We start from the raw sequence: 16,272 nt of genomic DNA, 5'->3' as shown, positions 1-16,272 counted from the left end.
TGCGAGAGGCGGTTTCAGGGGGTATTCTACGGGCCCCAAGGTTGCGGTTCAGTTAGCGATGCTTCTTTCGACGGATATCTGGGTGGGCGCGCTGATCCGCCGCGCCGAACTGGGCGGCGCCTTCGCCATGGTCGCGCGCAAGGGCGACCCGCGGGCCGGGGCGGTGCTGGTCAAGGCCGTCGACCGCCGGGCCAACACCGCGCGGCTCTACAGCGAGGCGACGCGCGGCGACGGCGAGCGGTTCTGGATGCAGCCGGTGCGCTCGGCCTTCGAGCCGGACCTCGACGCCTATGCCGAGCGCGCCGCGCGGATCGACCCCGACATCTGGGTGATCGAGATCGAGGATCGCGAGGGGCGGCATTTCCTGACGGAGCCGGTCGAGGCGGAGCCTTCCTAGCTGTCATCCCGGACGAGCGCGCAGCGCGAAGATCCGGGACCGGCGCGTGAACGCCTGCGCTTCCGGCGGTCCCGGCTCTTCGCTTCGCTACGGCCGGGATGACAACCGTTGGGGAGGGCTTTGGGCCTAGAGCGCCGCCGCCACCTGGTTGGCCAGCGCCCCCAACAGCGTCGCCGCATTGGCCGGCTTGCGCAGCACCAGGCCGCCCTCGACGTCGGGCTCCTGGTAGCCGGTCAAATAGATGAACGGGATCGACCTGCGGCTCAGGGCGCTGGTCACGGGCGTGACCAGGCGGCCGGCCAGGTTGACGTCCAGCACGGCGCGGTCGATGCCGCCGGCCTCGACCAGGGCCAGAGCGTCCTCGACGTCGCCGACCGGCCCGATCACCTCGGCGCCGGCGGCGGCGAGGATCTGGGCCAGTTCCATGGCCACCAGCGCCTCGTCCTCGACGACCAGCACCCGCTGGCCCCGCAGCGCGCGGGCTTCGTCGCCGGTCAGGGCGTCGGCGGCCTGGGTTCGGGGCGGATTGCCGAAATAGGGGGTCGCGCCCCGGTCCAGCGCGATGCGGCAGACCAGGCCCTCGGCCAGCCAGTCGTGCTCGATCCTGGCGCCCACCTGGCGACCGGCGTTGGCGATCAGGGTGGCGCCGAACCCCTGGCGCTTGGGCGGCGCGGTCGGCGGGCCACCGGTTTCGCGCCAGGTCAGGACCAGGCGACGGTCCGGCTCCCAGCGCCAGTCGACCTCCAGCACGCCGGCCCCGGTCGACAGCGCCCCGTACTTGCTGGCGTTGGTGGCCAGTTCGTGGATCACCAGGCCCAGGGACTGGGCGGCCTCGGCCTGGATCAGCACTGGCGGTCCGCCGATCATCAACCGGCTTTCGCTCTCGGCGCCGTAGGGCTCCAGTTCCTGATGCAGCAGCACGTCGAGCCGCGCGCCGCTCCAGCGGCTGCCCGACAGCAGGCTGTGCGAGCGGGCCAGGGACCCGATCCGTCCGGAAAGCGCGGTGACGTACTGCTTCTTGTCCACGAACGGCGTCAGCTGGGCCAGGGACTGGACCACGGCCAGCACGTTCTTGGCCCGGTGGTCGATCTCGCGGATCAGCAGGCGCTCGGTCTCCTCGGCCCGCCGAAGGGCGGCGTCGGCGCGCGCCCGTTCGCTGGCGGTCCAGGTCAGGTCGGCCACCTCGCCGATGAACGCCACGTCCTCGGCCGTCCAGTCCCGCGCGGTGTTCTGCGCCACGTAGAGATAGACGGTCAGCCGGCCGGCCTTGACCAACGGGAAGGCCACGAAGGCGCGCACGTCCAGCGGGGCGTAGGCGCCGGTGGCGGCGGCCTGGGCGGTGCGGGGATCGGCGTCGACGTCGCGGATCACCATTTGCTGGCCGGCCCGCATCTGGTCGGCCATGTCCAGGCCGAAGTCGTCGAGGACATGGCGGCTGCCCATCAGCGAGGGCGCGTCGGCCAGGACCCATTCGCCGACGATCTCCACATAGGTGGCGCTGGGGTCCAGCACGCCGTAGCCCACCTGCGCGGCGCCAAGCTGCGCGCCCAGGGCCTCGCAGGCCTTGACCAGGATGATGTCGGGATCGGGTTCCTCGCGCAGGCGGCGGGCCAGGTCGAGCATCAGGGCCCGCCGGCGCTCGCGTTCCAGCAGCCGCGCCACCTCGGCCTCGGCGCGCTTGCGGTCGGAAATGTCGCTGACCAGTACGTAGTAGCCGAGGACCGCGCCTCCGGCCGCGATGTCGGGCACGTACTGGGCCTCGATGTGGCGCAGGCCGGCGCCGCGATAGGGCACCTCGCCCTCGAAGGTCAGGCGCTCGCCGCCCAGGGCGCGGGCCACGTGGTCCTTGACCCGCGCGTAGCCGGCCTCGCCCATCACCTCGGTGAGCGTGCGGCCCTCGATGTCGGCGCGGGAGACGCCGAACCAGTCCTCGTAGGCCCGATTGACGAAACGATAGCGCTCCTGGCGGTCGAGATAGCCGATCAGGATCGGCACGGCGTCCGCCATGGTCGCGGAGAATACCGTCCGGTTGGCCCCGGCCTCGGCGGGGCTCTCAACCGGTCCAGACGCGGGCGGAAGCTCTGGATTCGTCATCGGGCGGGAACTCGTGAACGCTCGGTGGCGAACCTGGCATGGGGTGGGTGGCGCAAGGGTGTGACATACGGTCGCGGCAACCCTGGCGTGAACTCATTCGCGCCGGAAAGTCGCCACCAGCACGTCGCGGCGGGCTGGAGCGCCCGGCTTCAAGGGGCGGATCGCGGTCACCCCGTGCAGCACGCGATGATCGTCGAGGAAAACCGTGTCGCGGGGTTGCTCCAGGGTAAAGGCGCCTAAGCGCGCGCCGTCGGTGGCGAAGATGTCGGTGATTCCGCTGGCCACATTATGGCGGTCGACCAGCATGACGATCACCCAGTCGACGCCGTCGCGGTGCGCGCCCTCGGGGGTGGGCAGGCCGGCCTCGCCGTCGCCGGCCTCGATGCGGAACTGGTGCAGCTCGACGTGCCAGGCCCTGGGCGGATCGACGGTCAGCGGGTGGAACAGCGCCAGCCCCTCGCGCAGCACGCCCTGCGTCAGGGGATGCTCGGCGACCGTGTCGAGGATCGGCTCGAACCAGCGCTGCACCCCACCGTTCAGGCCGTTGTAGTCGCGGCTCTGGTAGTGCGGCTGGTGCGGCTTGCGGACCACGCCGTCGGCCGAGGCGGAAAAGGCCGCGAACCGCCGGCGCCGATAGCGGCCGCCGTCGGCCATGAAGCGGTCTAGCCCCAGGTCGTTCCAGCTGGCGGCGAAGGCGTCCCAATCGGCGACGGCCTCGGGCCCCAGCAGGGCGTCGGTGTCGGCGGGGAGAGCGCGGCAGAAGCCGGTGTCGCGCAGGGCGGCGGCGATGTCGGACGGGCTCAAGCGAACTGCTCCGGCCGGAAGAACAGGCCGAGTTTCAGACTGCGGGCGATGCGCTCGGCCGCCGCGCCGGCCTGACGGGCGCGTTCGGCGTCGAACACCTCGGCGCAGGTGGCGTGGAACAGGGCCAGCCAGGTCGCGAACAGGTCCTCGGTCAGGTCCGGGACCTTGGCGTGCACGGCCATGGGCGAGCCCTTGTACTGGCCGGTGCGCCGCAGCACCGACGACCAGAAGACCTTGAGAACCGCCAGGTGCGCCGGCCAGCCGTCCGCGCCCATCGCCCGCTCGAACACCGGTCCCAGTCGCGGATCCAGGCGAACCTTCGCGTAGAAATCCTCGACCAGCCGGTCGATCTGGCTCTCGGTGAAGGGCTCGGCGGGGGAGGGCTGGTCTGTCATGGGGCGGTCTTTGATGAAAACGATCAGGTCCGCAGATGGTGCGCCGGCGGGCGTGGCCAAACCTTGATCGGGCGCAAGCCGGCCGAATGGATGTGGACAAACAGGCCGCGACGCCGGGTCGCCGCCCTTCGCCGGCCCGTTAACCCTGCTCCTAAACCGGAACGAAAGCTCGACGCGGCAGGATGTCGCGGGTCTTCCCCCCAGCCGCCCCCAGCCGCCCCAAGGCTTTGTCCAAGGTTCCGATGCTGTTCCTGCTCAACGACGTCGTCCTCAGCCTCGACGCGGCCGAACTGGCCCCGCCGATCACCCGCGACCGGTTCGCCAAGGTGTCGCTGAACTACGTCAGCAAGCTGGGGCAGGAACTGTACGCGGCCGAACCGCTGCTGCATCACAAGGACCTGGAGAAGGCCCAGCGCCTGGCCGCCCTGATCATCGCCAAGACTCCGGAGATCAACGCGGCGCTGTTCATCGCCCCGTCGCGCGGTTGCCTGGTCGATCAGGTGCAGGTGCGCTACGCCCAACTGGGCATGGAGATCATGGGCGCGCTGTTCGAACGCCAAAAGGCCGGTGGTCTCAGCAATCTGGAAGCCGACCGTCAGGTCTGGCGGCGTCTGGCGGCCTAGCCGCCGCGCCTTGCCTCCGTTCGCCCTGGGCCGGTCGCTAGAAGAACAGGCTGATCAGGCCGAAGAGCCAACTCATCACCACCGCGGCCAACACCAGGCCGGCGATCGCGACGCCAAAGCACAGGGCGTTGCCTTGGGGCGTGCAGGTTCCGCGTTGGTGGCGCGGATCGTGAACCATAGCCATTGTCGTTTCCTCATTCGCGGCCGCCCCTCTGTCGGGGGCATGTCCGCAATGGAAGCAGCATGACTCCAAAACCCTACTCTGCCTAGGGCCTTGAAACATCTGTTTCGAACTATCGGTACGGTTGTGGTCGCCCCGTCTTCGCGGACTTTCGCGGAGCGTCGGTCGACGTAGCTTCATGGAACTGACGCGTCACCGTCGTCCACTCGACATCGGTCCAGCCTAACAGCCCCGCTTGAGTAAAACGGGGATTTCCGCATGAGACTGATGACTTCCGCCGCCTGGGCGACCCTCGCCATGGCGATCAGCGTCCCGGCGCATGCCCAAGCCCAGGCCCAGGCCAATCCCGCCGCCAGCGAGGCGAGCGAGATCGAGACCCTGGTGGTCACCGGCACCCGGCGGACGGATCGCACGGCCTTCGAATCCACGGCGCCCATCGACGTCGTCACCCAGGACGCCCTGCGCGCCACCGTCTCCGACGAGATCATGGACAAGCTGGCGGCCACGACGCCGTCGTTCAACGTCCAGCGCCTGCCGGCCGCCGACGGCCAGGCCTTCGTCCGTCCCGCCACCCTGCGCGGCCTGTCACCGGACCAGACCCTGGTGCTGGTCAACGGCAAGCGCCGCCACCGCTCGGCGGTGCTGGGCGGTCGCGGCCAGCAGGGCGTCGACCTGGCCAGCCTGGGAACCAGCGGCGTCGACCGCATCGAGGTGCTGCGCGACGGCGCCTCGGCCCAGTACGGCTCCGACGCCATCGCCGGGGTGATCAACATCATCCTGTCCCAGAAGACCGGCTTCTCGGGCCACGCCCAGACCGGCCAGTACTACGAAGGCGACGGCCGCAAGACCGAGATCGGCGCCCGCTACGGCCTGGCCGTGGGCGACGGCGGCTCGATCGTCGCCAGCCTGGACTATACCGACGCCCAGGCCACCTCGCGCACCCGCCAGCGTCCGGACGCCATCGCCTTCCAGGCCGCCAACCCGACGATCGCCGTGCCCAATCCGGTGCAGCGCTGGGGCCAGCCCGACCGCACCGTCTGGCGTGGGACCCTGAACGCCGTCCTGCCGGTCACCGACACGGTCGAGGCCTACGCCTTCGCCACCTACAGCGACATGACCGGAACCACCGACTTCAACTGGCGCAACCCGGCGACCGACACCTCGTACCGGGCCAGCCCGCTGTTCCCCGGCTGGACGCTGAACACCCTGTATCCGGCCGGCTTCTCGCCGAAGTTCGGCCAGGACGAGACCAACGGCTCGTTCAACGCCGGCCTGCGCGGCGACGCCCTGGGCTTCTCGTGGGACCTGTCGGCCGGCTACGGCCGCGACGACGTCGACTACGTCCTCAACAACAGCATCAACGCCTCGTTCGGCCCGGCCTCGCCGACCGCGTTCGACGCCGGCTCGCTGATCCAGGAAGAAAAGACCCTGAACTTCGACGCCTCGCGTCCGCTGGCCTGGTCGTTCCTGGCCCAGCCGGCCAACCTGGCCGTGGGCCTGGAAGCTCGCCAGGAGACCTACAGGATCAAGGCCGGCGACCGCTATTCGTGGGATGTCGGCCCCGGCGCCGCGGCCGGCCTGCCCAGCGGCTCCAACGGCTTCCCGGGCTACGCCCCCAGCCAGGCCGGGTCGTGGGACCAGACCAGCTACGCCGGCTATGTCGACCTGGACCTGCCGATCACCGACAAGTTCGACGCCGACATCGCCATCCGCCACGAGGACTTCTCGGAGTTCGGCTCGACCACCGACGGCAAGATCGCCGTGCGCTACGAATTCACGCCCAACTTCGCCCTGCGTGGCGCGGTCTCGACCGGCTTCCGCGCCCCGACCCCGGGCCAGATCAACAACACCCGCACCTCGCAGGGTCTCAACACCACCACCCTGCTGCTGTTCACCTCGGGCCGCCTGTCGCCGGTCAATCCCATCGCCGTGGCGCTGGGCGGCAAGCCGCTGGAGCCCGAGGAGTCCAAGAACCTGTCGGTGGGCGCGGTCTTCCGCCAGGGCGGTTTCACCGGCTCGATCGACTATTACCGCATCGACGTCGACAACCGCTTCGCCGTGTCGCCGAACTTCACGGTGACCCCGGCGCTGCGTGCGCAATTGGTCGCCGCCGGCGTGCCCGGCGCCGACTCGCTGACCACGGTCTCCTACTTCACCAATTCGTTCGACACCCGCACCCAGGGCGTCGACGTGGTGGGGTCGTGGAAGGGCGACGTCTGGGGCGGCCGGGCCGGCGTCACCGCCGCCTGGAACTGGAACGACAGCAAGGTCACCCGCTCCAAGCTGACCGAGGTTTCCAAGCTGGCCCGCGTCAACATCGAGGACGGCCTGCCGGCGAACGCCGCCAACCTGACCTTCGACTACGCCAAGGACCGCTACAGCGGCATGGTCCGCGTCCGCTATTCGGGCGACTGGACCGACGCCCAGGCCAACGGCGCGGCCGACCTGATCCAGACGTTCGGCGGCAAGGCCCTGGTCGACCTGTCGCTCAGCGCCCAGCTGAACGAGACCTTCAAGCTGACGGTCGGGGCCGAGAACCTGTTCGACACCTATCCGGACGAGGCGACCTTCCAGGCCTCGCGCGGCCTGATCTACTCGCGCAACGCCCCCTACGACACCGATGGCGGCCTCTACTACGCCCGCCTGTCGGCGACGTTCTAGGGACTGCGGAGACTTGGCGGACGCAGGGCTGGCAGTCGTCCTGCGTCCTTCGAGGCCCTCCGTTGGAGGGCGCCTCAGGATGAGGACCTCAGCAATCACGCTCCTCATCCTGAGGTGCGAGCCGAAGGCGAAGCCTCGAAGGACGCACGGCGCAGCAGGCATTCCCCTTCCCGGATCGGTTCGCCGGTCCGGGGAGGGGATTTCATCGCCTTCCAGGCCCAAGTCAGGACCCGCGTCGCGTGACAAATCGGGCGTCGCGGGCTAACCCCCGCTGATGAGCACTTCTCTCGCCCTCGAGGCCGCCCGTCGGCGCACCTTCGCGATCATCAGCCACCCCGACGCTGGCAAGACCACCCTGACGGAAAACCTGCTGCTGGCCGGCGGGGCCATCCGCGCGGCCGGCGCCGTGCGGGCCCGCGGCGCGGCGCGTCGCACCCAGTCGGACTGGATGAAGATCGAGCGCGAGCGCGGCATCTCGGTGTCTGCGTCGGTGATGACGTTCGACCACGATGGCCTGATGTTCAACCTGCTCGACACCCCGGGCCACGAGGACTTCTCGGAAGACACCTACCGCACCCTGACGGCCGCCGACGCGGCGATCATGGTGCTGGACGCCGCCAAGGGCATCGAGCCCCAGACCCTGAAGCTGTTCGAGGTGTGCCGCCTGCGCGACATCCCGATCATCACCTTCATCAACAAGATGGACCGCGAGGCCCAGGATCCGTTCGAGCTGCTGGACGAGGTGTCCTCGAAGCTGGCCCTCGACCCCGCGCCGCTGTTCTGGCCGGCCGGTTCGGGCGGGCGGTTCAAGGGCATGCTGGACCTGCGGGCCCAGACCTTCATCCCCTACGCCAAGAAAAGCTCGACCGACGAGGAGGGCCACCCGCCCGCCGTGTCGCTGAAGTCCAACGCCATCGTCCAGTACCTCGACCCCGAGGAGCTGTCGGAGGTGGAGGAGGGGGCCATGCTGGTCTCCGAGGCCGCCAAGCCGTTCGACGTGAAGTCGTTCCTGGAAGGCCACATGACGCCGGTGTTCTTCGGCTCGGCCCTGCGCCATTTCGGTGTCAACGAGCTGCTGGCCGGCATCGGCGCCTACGCCCCGCCGCCGCATCCGGCCAAGGTGGCCAAGGCGGGCGTCGACACCCATGTCGCGCCGGGCGACGCCGAGGTCTCGGGCTTCGTGTTCAAGGTCCAGGCCAACATGGATCCCAACCACCGCGACCGCATCGCCTTCCTGCGCCTGACCAGCGGCCGCTTCACGCGCGGCATGAAGCTGAAGGCCCAGAACACCGGCAAGGCGATGAGCGTCAACGCGCCGATCATGTTCTTCGCCAGCGACCGCGAACTGGCCGAGGACGCCTTCGCCGGCGACGTGATCGGCATCCCCAACCACGGGGTGCTGCGGGTCGGCGACAGCCTGTCGGAGAGCGGCAGCCTGCGCTTCGCCGGCCTGCCCAACTTCGCTCCGGAAATCCTCCGCCGCGTGCGGGTCAAGGATCCGCTGAAGGCCAAGCACCTGAAGAAGGCGCTGGAGGGCTTGGCAGAAGAAGGGGTAACCCAGCTTTTCCGGCCGATGATCGGCAGCTCTGACTTCATCGTCGGGGCCGTGGGCCAACTGCAGTTCGAGGTCATGGCCGACCGCCTGGCCAACGAATACGCCCTGGACGTGATCTTCGAGAACGCCCCCTACGCCGAGGCCCGCTGGGTCAACGGCGACCGCCTCGACGTCGAGGACTTCACCAACAAGCACCGCTCGGCCATGGCCCACGACATCGACGACCAGCCGGTGTTCCTGGGCAAGTCGTCGTGGGAGATCGGCTACGTGGCCGAGCGCTTCCCGAAGGTGCGGTTTGATCGGACGAAGGAGCGGGGGTAGCAGCCCCGCGCGGCGCCTCGACTACGAACCATGAAAAAGGCTGGGACCTCGCGGTCCCAGCCTTGTCTTCGGCACGTACGCTCGAAAAGCCTAGGACTTCAGCTTGCTCTGCTTCATCTTGCCCGCGGCTTCGAACTTGTCCTTGTCGGACGGCGACAGGTTGGGGCGGCCGACCATCACGCCAATGCTCAGCGAACCCTGGACGTAGTAGACCTCGCCGGCGTCGACTTCGAGCGGCAGAATATCCTTGGCCTCGGAGTGTACGACGTACTCGTGGGCGCCGGGCTCAACGTCGATGAAGAAGAAGTTGCCGTTGCCCAGCTTGCCGAGTTCGACCTCGCCCTCACGGACCTTGAAGCCGACGGCGGCGCCGGCGAACTTGCTTTGGCGATAGAAGACGATTTGGCCCTTGCCGGCGGCGGGTTTGCCGAGCGTGGCCTCGACAACCGACGCGGTCAGGGCGGGCGTCGCGGCGGGCGCGGTGGGGACGGCTTCCGTGGCCGGGGCGCTCGGAGCCGATGAGGCGGGCTGGGCCGGGGCAGCCTGCTCGGCGGCGGGCGCGGGAACAATGGCCTCCTGGGCCAGGGCTTGGCTGGTCACCAGCGACAGGGCGACTACGGCGGCGCAGGACAGTTTCACGTTCATGGCGTCGGCTCTTTTTCGGCTACGGAGGTGGTGACGGTGGAGGCAGGCGGTGCGAGATCGACCGCGAGCTTGGCGTTGGCGACGGTGCCGGATGGGATCAGCACTTCGCCGCCATGGATGAACAGCGCGAACGGGCCGGCGACCATGGCGACGACCAACGAGGCCTCGGAATTGTTGCGGCCGCTCGCCCCGACCTTGAAGGCCTTGAGCGGCACGCGGACGCCGTCGCGATCGAGGAAGCGGGCGGCCAGCATCAGCTCGCCGCCACCGCCGCCCATCTTGCTGGGCGCGGCATGGGTGACTTCGCCCTCGCCCTCGGCGCCGGCCGCCAGGATGACGACGCCGGCGAGACGCAGGTCCTCGACCAGGCGGATACCGAAACGGTCACCGCGCTTGCTGATCTTCGACCCGACCGATTGGGTGATTTCCAGCTCGACGATCGTCCCGGCGAGCAAGACCTGCGGCGCGATGGTCGGCGCGGCGGCGACGGGCGCCGGCGGCGAGACGGGCGCGACGTCTTGCGCGCTGGCCGTGGCCGATGAGGCCAGGATCGCCGCGGCGACGAGAGCCGTGGAACCTCCCAAGACAGAACGCATGCTGAGAATCTCCCCCGTAAGCTGCATAGCTTGACCATGGGGTCTCGGCAACTGGGCGTTGAAGGCGAATTTTCCGGTGGCGGCCAGGCCTTCGGCCTCGGCCCGTCACGAAAGAGGGACACGGCCTTTCCAGCACCCATAATTTATGTTCGGAGCGCCTGCCTATAAGCGAAGGTCCTGGCGGAGGGCGGCAGGGGCTTTCGCGGAAAGGCGCTTCCTTGAACCCTCTCCGCTGGGAGAGGGTTTCGCAGCGTCGATGCTCGGCGGATAGCGACTCGAATTCAATGATTTCAACGCGCAAGAAAATCTCGATCCAGACCTATCCTCACCCCTCCAAACCCCCCGCATAATCACAGTCGCCCCACCGCTGGGGAGGCCGTCCAGCTGGCGACCTGACGGGCGGCGGGGGCGGTCGAGCGGGAAGCGTCCGTCGGCCGGTTTCGTGGGGCCCGGATGGGTCGGTTTGCGAGGCGTGGGGGTCCTGGATGGGGCTTCGGGCGCTTCGGACCGGACGGCGGGAGCACCCCTCGGGGCCGAAAGATGAAACGCACCAGGCGCGGGCTGAAATCGCCCGCGCGGTCCGGATGGGGTCGCTTCCCCTCCGCCCGCCGGAGGCCTCCATCGGAGCGGGTTAAAAATCCGCGACCCGAAGGCTTCCGTCCACCGATCGCGCGGAGCGCTCCGGCTCAGGCCGAAACGGTGTTCCTACAAACTACATTCCGGGCATGGCCCGGACGCTCCGCCGCCTCCCCAACTCCGCCGGCGTCTTCCGGCGGAAGGGCGCCCCCGTGCGTCCGTGCGTCGGTCGGGGACAGGCGCAAGCGCCTGTCCCCGATCCCGGCCCCGCGTCGTTTGGGGACACGCACAAGCGCATGTCCCCGACAGGAACCTCAGCCCTGGCGAACGTCGCCTGAAAGCGTCGCGTAATACCCCAGATCAGCCCGGTGACCGCCGTGATCATACGTCTCCATCGCCACCGCCTTGCCGTCCATCACCGCCTTGAACGCCGTCTTGAACGCCGCCATCTCCTCCGGCGTGCCGACCGAGACCCGCACCGCGTTGGGCCAGATCGGCCAGGTGCGGCCGATATAGACGTTCTGGGCTTTCATCGCCGCGATCACGGCTTTGCCGTCACGGCCGGTGTCGATCATGAAGCAGTTGGTCTGCGGATCGCCGATGACCTTGTAGTTGTTGGCCTTCAGCCAGGCCAAGGTGTCGCGCCGGGTGTCGCCGATGATCTTCTTGCGGGTGGGGACCAGGGCCGGGTCCTCCAGCGAGGCGCGGGCCGCCGCCGAGCCGGTGATCGGCATGGCGTTCTGGCCGAACGGGGTCAGCTTGGCCAGCAGGTCGGGCCGTCCCACCGCGAAGCCGCAGCGGATGCCGGCCATGCCGTAGATCTTGGAGAAGGTCCGCAAGACGATCAGGTCCTTGCCGGCGGCCACCAGGTCCAGCGCGTCCCCGGCGTCGGACAGGTGGATATAGGCCTCGTCGACCAGCAGGATCGACCCGGCGGGCTTGTTGTCCAGCGCCCAGGCGATGTCCTGCCTGGTCGTCACCGTGCCGGTCGGGTTGTTGGGGTTGCAGATATAGATGATCCCGGCCTGCGGGTCGGCGGCGACCATCGCCTTGACGTCGTGGGCGTGGTCGGCGGCGAGCGGCACCTTGACCACCTTGGCCTTGCTGGTCATCGCCGCCCGCATGCCGGCCTCGTAGGAAGGGTCGGCGGTGACGAAGCTGCGGGTCGGCGAGGTGAAGGCCAGGACGGCGTAGTGCAGCGGCTCGGACGAGCCGGCATAGACGGCGACATGGTCTTCCTTGAGCCCGTTCTGGGCCGCGAAGGTCGAGACCAGCATGGCGGTCTCGCCGTTGCGGTCGTAGCGGCCGCCCAGCGGCGCCACGCGGGCGATCGCGTCGCAGGCCGCCTTGGAGGGGCCCAGCGGGTTTTCGTTGGCGTTGATCAGCACCGCGCCGGGCGGCGGGGCGTTGGGGCTCTGGCCGTGCAGGGCCATGCCCGAGGGCGGGGTAGCGGCCGTCTGGGCCGCCTGGGCCAGGTGGGCCTCGGTCAGGATCGGGGTCGCGGCGGCCAGCGCGGCGGCCCCCAGAAACGACCGGCGCCCCAGGGTCAGCCTGTTCGACTTGTGCGTGTCCATTGTCATCCCTGTTCCGAGCCCATCCGCGCCGGCCCGTCGACAGGCCCGGCGGAGGCAAGGACAAGCCCAGCGGTTCCGGGGCGCAAGGCCTTGCGCGGTCGAAAGCGCCAACGCGCCGCCCTTGCCCACGCCGGAAGCAGGCCTGCCTCGCGATCGCCAGCGCCGATGGCGGCGCGCGCCCTTGTCATTCCGGCGCCGCCGCGAAATGAGTGTGTCCCCTCGTCGATTCCGGAGCCCGCCCATGCCCGCCGCCCCCCTCGCCATCGGGCCCCTCTCCATTGGGTTGGTCGCCCACGACGACAAGAAGGCCGCCCTGGTCGAATGGGCCGTGGCGCATCAGGGGTTCCTGGGCCGGCACCGGCTCTACGCCACCGGCACGACCGGCGGACGAATCCTCGACGCCCTGCCGGACCTGGCCCTTACCCGGCTGAAGAGCGGGCCGCTGGGCGGCGACCAGCAGCTGGGCGCGCTGCTGGCCGAGGGGTTGCTGGACATGCTGGTGTTCTTCGTCGACCCGCTGTCGCCGCAGCCGCACGACGTGGACGTCAAGGCGCTGATCCGCATGGCGACCCTGGCCGACATCCCCTTCGCCTGCAACGTGGCGACGGCGGATCTGATCGTGGCGGGGCGATAGGGTGGCTAAACTGGGAACTTCAGCAGGTTGGGCTTGGGGATCGCCGCCCTGAACGTCCCGCGCGTCTTGGCGGTGTCGAGGCCGAAATCGGCCCAGGCTTTCAGGAAGCCGGCGGCGGCGGCTGTTTCGGCCAGCGGCGCCAAGGTCAGCAGCGGTCGGGCGGCCAGCAGCTTGCGGGCGGTGGCCCAGGCCTCGGGTTCGGCCAGGGCGTAGGCGCCGTCGCTGGCCACCAGCTCGGCGGCCAAGGCCGGGTCGGTGAAGCGCAGGGTCACGGCCGTGTCGGCCGGCGGGTCGCCCAGGGCGTTCAAGGCGTCGATCAGGCCGGCCAGCGCCATGCGCGGGCGGCCGACCCGGCGCTCGCCGCCGGCCGCGCCGGCCAGGGTGCCGTCGGCGTCGCGGCGCACATGGGCCCAGCCGCCATAGCCGGGGTCGGGCTTGCAGAGGGCGGCGGTCCACAGGTCGATCTTGGCGGTCATGGTCCCTGTCTAGGACAGGGGTCCGGAGGTGGCCAGAGGGGCGCGTGACGAACGCCGTTCGGCGAGGCATCTTCCGCTCGGCGCGCGCCGCGCCCGCTGAGTCGGAGCCCGTCATGCTGGATCTCGTCCTCGCCATTCTGCACCACCTGCTGGTCTTCTCGCTGGCCGGGCTGCTGGCGGCCGAACTGGTCCTGGTTCGCCCCGGCGTGAGCGGTGCGACGCTGAAGACCCTGGGCGGGCTCGACGCCGGCTACGGGGCGACGGCGGGGCTGATCCTGGTGGTCGGGTTCTCGCGGGTGTTCCTGGGCGGCAAGGGGGCGGCCTTCTACCTGTCCAACCCGATGTTCTGGGCCAAGATCGGCGCCTTCGCGGTGGTCGGCCTGCTGTCGATCGCGCCGACGGTCCTGATCCTGCGCTGGCGCAAGCGGGCCAAGGCCGATGCGGACTTCACGCCGCCGGCCGGGGAGGTGGCGGCGGCCCGCCGGGTGCTGCTGCTGGAGGTCCTGGTCTTCGCCCTGATCCCGGTTTTCGCCGCCGCCATGGCGCGCGGCTACGGGCTCTAGACGCCGCGAAAACGGAACTCGGCGAGGGGCGGGGCGGAACGAAAAGTAAACCCGATCTTAAAAACCATGGTTAACGTCATTTTCACTTCGGTGAACAATGTTCTAATTTCGGCTCGCGCGCCGGCTTTCTCATCAAGATGCAGTAAGCAAGAAGTGTGCCATATTGGGGCGAAAACCCTGTTTTCGTGGGCATTCGGGAACGAAGTGTAAACACACACGAAATATTTATGGTTAACGCCACCTTAGGGTCCATTAACGACTTGTTAAACGTGATGGCTCCGGCTTTGCTACTCGAGCGTTGAACCCTTGCCGGACGTCCCGGCATGGGACGTTCCGTGTGCGGAGTGTGGCAGCGATGTTCGAGTTCGGTCGTGATCTGAAAAGACTCTTCGGAGTCGACGCCGGGGCTCCCGCCAGGGCCGCCGCGCACCGGGACGGGCTGACCGGCGGCGACACCTCGCTGCTGGAGCTGCTGGACCTGCGCCTGCTGGTCAATGAAGCCCGCTCGGCCGACGTCGCCGCCGGGCGCATCGGGGCCAAGGATCGCGGTCGCCGCCTGCTGGAGGCCGCTGTGGTCTGGCGCGAGCTGGCCCGCCGCTCCGGCGACGCCGCCGCCCTGCGCAAGGGCGCGGCCCAGGCCGAGGCCGCCGCCAAGATTTTCGAGACCGAACGCCGCGTCGAATGCCTGGCCGCCGCCCGCTGCGAGCAGGCGACCCTGGCGGTGCTGGGCGCCGACCTGTTCGGCGACGAGGGGCTGCACGCCGCCGCCGGCGCCACCCTGACCCTGGCCAAGACCGCGCCGGGCCAGCGTTGCGCCATGGCCGAGGCCCTGCTGGCCGGTCTGGAAGGCCGCGTCGCCCTGGGCGAGAACAATCTCGACCGCGCCCTGGCCGCCGCCCAGGCCTTTGAATCGCCCTTGCGTGGCCTGGCCGCCGCCCGTCGCGTCAAGGGCGGAGCCTCGCGCCTGCTGCTGGCCGACCAGCGCGCCGCCCGCGTCGAGTTGCTGCTGTCGTGCGCCGCCCGCCTCAAGGACCGCGCCCTGACCGAGGTCGCCCTCGAGGAGGCCAAGACGGCCGAGGCGGCGCTCGATCCCGATTTCGAACCCCTGGCCTGGTCGCGGCTGGAGTCCCTGCGCGGCGCGGCCCTGGTGCAGCTGGGCGAGCTGGATGGCGAGATCAACCATATCGCCGACGGCGTCGAGGCCCTGGCCGCGGCCCTGGAGCCGGTCACCGCCGACCACAGCCCGATGGACTGGGCCCGCGCCCAGGCCGCCCTCGGCGCCGGCCTGCAGGCCATGGGCGAGGCGACGACCTCGGAGCGCTGCTTCGAGCGGGCGGTCACCTGTTACGACCGCGCCTCGCACATCCTCAAGACCCAGCCGGCCCTGGCCCTGCGCGCCGTGGTCGCCAACAACCGCGCCCTCAGCCTGGCCCGCTGCGCCGAGCTGACCGCCGACCTGGCGGTGCTGGACGCCGCCGAGATGGCCTTCAAGGCCGAGCTGGCGGCGGCGCCCGGCGCGCGCGACCCGGCCGCCTGGGCGGTGGTGCAGATGAACCTGGCCCGCCTCTACGAGGCCCGGGTCGAGATCACCGGCCGCGACGACGGCCGTTTGGACAGGGCCGCGATGGCCCTGGCCAGCGCCTTCGACGTGTTCGCCGAACTGGGCCTGCGGTCGCTGACCGACCTGGCGGCCCAGGGGTTGCAACGCGTCAAACAGGCGCACCACGCCTGACCCAGAATGAAACTGGCCGACCCCGGAAGGGGCCAGGCCCAAGACAGTAGGGAAGATTTCGTGATCGCTTCGTTGCTTGCCGCCGCCGCCGTTTCGCTCGTTCCCGCGCCCAGCCAGCAGGCTCAGCCGGCCATGACGCAGATCAAGGACACGACGCCGCAAATCGCCGAAGCCATCCTCAGCTGCATGGTCAAGCGCGACGGCGGCCTGACCGCCTGCTCCGTCCAGAGCGAGACCCCGTCCGAACTGGGCGTCGGCCAGGCGGCCCTGTCGATGGCCTCGCAATTCCAGGTCGACCTGATGGGCCCCGACGGCAAGAGCCGCGCCGGCTCGTTCATCGACGTGCCGGTCCGCATCCGCATCCGTTGAAGCATGATGATTCACGGCATGATCGCCATTTAGGTCCGTTTCCCCGGCGAAGGCCGGGGCCCAGATCATAGGGCGG

At 69.6% G+C, this 16,272-nt stretch carries 16 protein-coding genes; 8 read left to right on the top strand and 8 right to left on the bottom strand.

The genetic code is table 11. From position 1 onward, the window contains the following. The first annotated feature begins 58 nt into the window (after positions 1-58). Positions 59-397, top strand: coding sequence for a DUF1491 family protein (locus tag ASD79_RS14240; RefSeq protein WP_056722750.1), 339 nt, complete (start codon positions 59-61; stop codon positions 395-397). A gap of 126 nt (positions 398-523) precedes the next feature. Here the strand turns inward: ASD79_RS14240 and ASD79_RS14235 are convergent, their stop codons facing one another. The 3 genes from ASD79_RS14235 to ASD79_RS14225 all read right to left on the bottom strand — a co-directional run bounded on the left by ASD79_RS14235 (position 524) and on the right by ASD79_RS14225 (position 3,690). Beyond that, the gene (locus ASD79_RS14235) at positions 524-2,491 is read right to left on the bottom strand and encodes an HWE histidine kinase domain-containing protein (RefSeq protein ID WP_056722749.1); all 1,968 of its coding nucleotides are present in this window, start codon (positions 2,489-2,491) and stop codon (positions 524-526) included. 93 nt (positions 2,492-2,584) lie between these two features. Further along, the gene (locus ASD79_RS14230; protein WP_056722747.1) at positions 2,585-3,295 is read right to left on the bottom strand and encodes a 2OG-Fe dioxygenase family protein; all 711 of its coding nucleotides are present in this window, start codon (positions 3,293-3,295) and stop codon (positions 2,585-2,587) included. Continuing rightward, positions 3,292-3,690, bottom strand: a complete 399-nt coding sequence (locus ASD79_RS14225; protein WP_056722745.1) for a group III truncated hemoglobin — start codon at positions 3,688-3,690, stop codon at positions 3,292-3,294. Before ASD79_RS14225 ends, ASD79_RS14230 begins: the two co-directional genes overlap by 4 nt. Positions 3,691-3,932: 242 nt before the next feature. Here ASD79_RS14225 and ASD79_RS14220 point away from each other — a divergent pair, with 242 nt between their 5' ends. Continuing rightward, positions 3,933-4,313 carry a hypothetical protein gene (locus ASD79_RS14220; RefSeq protein ID WP_056723027.1) on the top strand — a complete coding sequence of 127 codons (381 nt, stop codon included), beginning with the start codon at positions 3,933-3,935 and terminating at the stop codon, positions 4,311-4,313. A 37-nt stretch (positions 4,314-4,350) separates the two neighbouring features. On the opposite strand, the gene ASD79_RS24685 is transcribed toward ASD79_RS14220, so the two are convergent. Next, the gene (locus ASD79_RS24685; RefSeq protein ID WP_200952308.1) at positions 4,351-4,497 is read right to left on the bottom strand and encodes a hypothetical protein; all 147 of its coding nucleotides are present in this window, start codon (positions 4,495-4,497) and stop codon (positions 4,351-4,353) included. 255 nt (positions 4,498-4,752) lie between these two features. On the opposite strand from ASD79_RS24685, the gene ASD79_RS14215 reads away from it, so the two are divergent. Both ASD79_RS14215 and ASD79_RS14210 read left to right on the top strand, forming a co-directional pair. Beyond that, a complete protein-coding gene (locus ASD79_RS14215) occupies positions 4,753-7,155 on the top strand; it encodes a TonB-dependent receptor (protein ID WP_082584941.1) in 2,403 nt (800 codons plus the stop codon). A gap of 274 nt (positions 7,156-7,429) precedes the next feature. After that, entirely contained in the window at positions 7,430-9,031 is a 1,602-nt protein-coding gene (locus ASD79_RS14210) for a peptide chain release factor 3 (RefSeq protein WP_056722741.1), read from the top strand. Between the two features lie 90 nt (positions 9,032-9,121). Here ASD79_RS14210 and ASD79_RS14205 read toward each other — a convergent pair whose 3' ends face one another. The 3 genes from ASD79_RS14205 to ASD79_RS14195 all read right to left on the bottom strand — a co-directional run bounded on the left by ASD79_RS14205 (position 9,122) and on the right by ASD79_RS14195 (position 12,422). Then, positions 9,122-9,676: a DUF2846 domain-containing protein gene (locus ASD79_RS14205; protein ID WP_056722739.1), complete on the bottom strand. Its 555-nt coding sequence runs from the start codon at positions 9,674-9,676 to the stop codon at positions 9,122-9,124. Beyond that, a complete protein-coding gene (locus tag ASD79_RS14200; protein ID WP_156400506.1) occupies positions 9,673-10,272 on the bottom strand; it encodes a hypothetical protein in 600 nt (199 codons plus the stop codon). Before ASD79_RS14200 ends, ASD79_RS14205 begins: the two co-directional genes overlap by 4 nt. An 890-nt stretch (positions 10,273-11,162) precedes the next feature. Next, the gene (locus ASD79_RS14195) at positions 11,163-12,422 is read right to left on the bottom strand and encodes a pyridoxal phosphate-dependent aminotransferase (protein WP_056722735.1); all 1,260 of its coding nucleotides are present in this window, start codon (positions 12,420-12,422) and stop codon (positions 11,163-11,165) included. Between the two features lie 241 nt (positions 12,423-12,663). On the opposite strand from ASD79_RS14195, the gene ASD79_RS14190 reads away from it, so the two are divergent. Next, positions 12,664-13,056 carry a methylglyoxal synthase gene (locus ASD79_RS14190; RefSeq protein WP_056722733.1) on the top strand — a complete coding sequence of 131 codons (393 nt, stop codon included), beginning with the start codon at positions 12,664-12,666 and terminating at the stop codon, positions 13,054-13,056. Positions 13,057-13,061: 5 nt separating this feature from the next. Here ASD79_RS14190 and ASD79_RS14185 read toward each other — a convergent pair whose 3' ends face one another. Beyond that, positions 13,062-13,532 carry a hypothetical protein gene (locus ASD79_RS14185; RefSeq protein WP_056722731.1) on the bottom strand — a complete coding sequence of 157 codons (471 nt, stop codon included), beginning with the start codon at positions 13,530-13,532 and terminating at the stop codon, positions 13,062-13,064. Positions 13,533-13,645: 113 nt separating this feature from the next. On the opposite strand from ASD79_RS14185, the gene ASD79_RS14180 reads away from it, so the two are divergent. The 3 genes from ASD79_RS14180 (at position 13,646) to ASD79_RS14170 (ending at position 16,196) form a co-directional block, all read left to right on the top strand. Further along, positions 13,646-14,095 carry a DUF2214 family protein gene (locus tag ASD79_RS14180; RefSeq protein WP_056722730.1) on the top strand — a complete coding sequence of 150 codons (450 nt, stop codon included), beginning with the start codon at positions 13,646-13,648 and terminating at the stop codon, positions 14,093-14,095. Positions 14,096-14,450: 355 nt separating this feature from the next. Beyond that, positions 14,451-15,827, top strand: coding sequence for a hypothetical protein (locus ASD79_RS23930; protein ID WP_056722728.1), 1,377 nt, complete (start codon positions 14,451-14,453; stop codon positions 15,825-15,827). A gap of 60 nt (positions 15,828-15,887) precedes the next feature. Then, positions 15,888-16,196 (top strand): hypothetical protein, encoded by a 309-nt coding sequence (locus ASD79_RS14170; RefSeq protein WP_056723026.1) that lies wholly within the window; start codon positions 15,888-15,890, stop codon positions 16,194-16,196. The last annotated feature ends 76 nt before the right edge of the window (positions 16,197-16,272 follow it).

It is taken from the genome of Caulobacter sp. Root655 (genome assembly GCF_001427665.1).
GTDB lineage: Bacteria > Pseudomonadota > Alphaproteobacteria > Caulobacterales > Caulobacteraceae > Caulobacter.
The sequence above is the reverse complement of the archived record's forward strand: the minus strand, read 5'-3'. Positions and strand labels throughout refer to the sequence as shown.

Excerpts from the sequence above, each read along its gene's own strand:
- ASD79_RS14190 (WP_056722733.1), top strand. The coding sequence starts at position 12,664 with ATGCCCGCCGCCCCCCTCGCCATCGGGCCCCTCTCCATTGGGTTGGTC.
- ASD79_RS14200 (WP_156400506.1), bottom strand. The coding sequence starts at position 10,272 with ATGCGTTCTGTCTTGGGAGGTTCCACGGCTCTCGTCGCCGCGGCGATC.
- ASD79_RS14195 (WP_056722735.1), bottom strand. The coding sequence starts at position 12,422 with ATGGACACGCACAAGTCGAACAGGCTGACCCTGGGGCGCCGGTCGTTT.
- ASD79_RS14210 (WP_056722741.1), top strand. The coding sequence starts at position 7,430 with ATGAGCACTTCTCTCGCCCTCGAGGCCGCCCGTCGGCGCACCTTCGCG.
- ASD79_RS14185 (WP_056722731.1), bottom strand. The coding sequence starts at position 13,532 with ATGACCGCCAAGATCGACCTGTGGACCGCCGCCCTCTGCAAGCCCGAC.
- ASD79_RS24685 (WP_200952308.1), bottom strand. The coding sequence starts at position 4,497 with ATGGCTATGGTTCACGATCCGCGCCACCAACGCGGAACCTGCACGCCC.
- ASD79_RS14235 (WP_056722749.1), bottom strand. The coding sequence starts at position 2,491 with ATGACGAATCCAGAGCTTCCGCCCGCGTCTGGACCGGTTGAGAGCCCC.
- ASD79_RS14225 (WP_056722745.1), bottom strand. The coding sequence starts at position 3,690 with ATGACAGACCAGCCCTCCCCCGCCGAGCCCTTCACCGAGAGCCAGATC.
- ASD79_RS14220 (WP_056723027.1), top strand. The coding sequence starts at position 3,933 with ATGCTGTTCCTGCTCAACGACGTCGTCCTCAGCCTCGACGCGGCCGAA.
- ASD79_RS14205 (WP_056722739.1), bottom strand. The coding sequence starts at position 9,676 with ATGAACGTGAAACTGTCCTGCGCCGCCGTAGTCGCCCTGTCGCTGGTG.
- ASD79_RS14240 (WP_056722750.1), top strand. The coding sequence starts at position 59 with ATGCTTCTTTCGACGGATATCTGGGTGGGCGCGCTGATCCGCCGCGCC.
- ASD79_RS14215 (WP_082584941.1), top strand. The coding sequence starts at position 4,753 with ATGAGACTGATGACTTCCGCCGCCTGGGCGACCCTCGCCATGGCGATC.
- ASD79_RS14180 (WP_056722730.1), top strand. The coding sequence starts at position 13,646 with ATGCTGGATCTCGTCCTCGCCATTCTGCACCACCTGCTGGTCTTCTCG.
- ASD79_RS23930 (WP_056722728.1), top strand. The coding sequence starts at position 14,451 with ATGTTCGAGTTCGGTCGTGATCTGAAAAGACTCTTCGGAGTCGACGCC.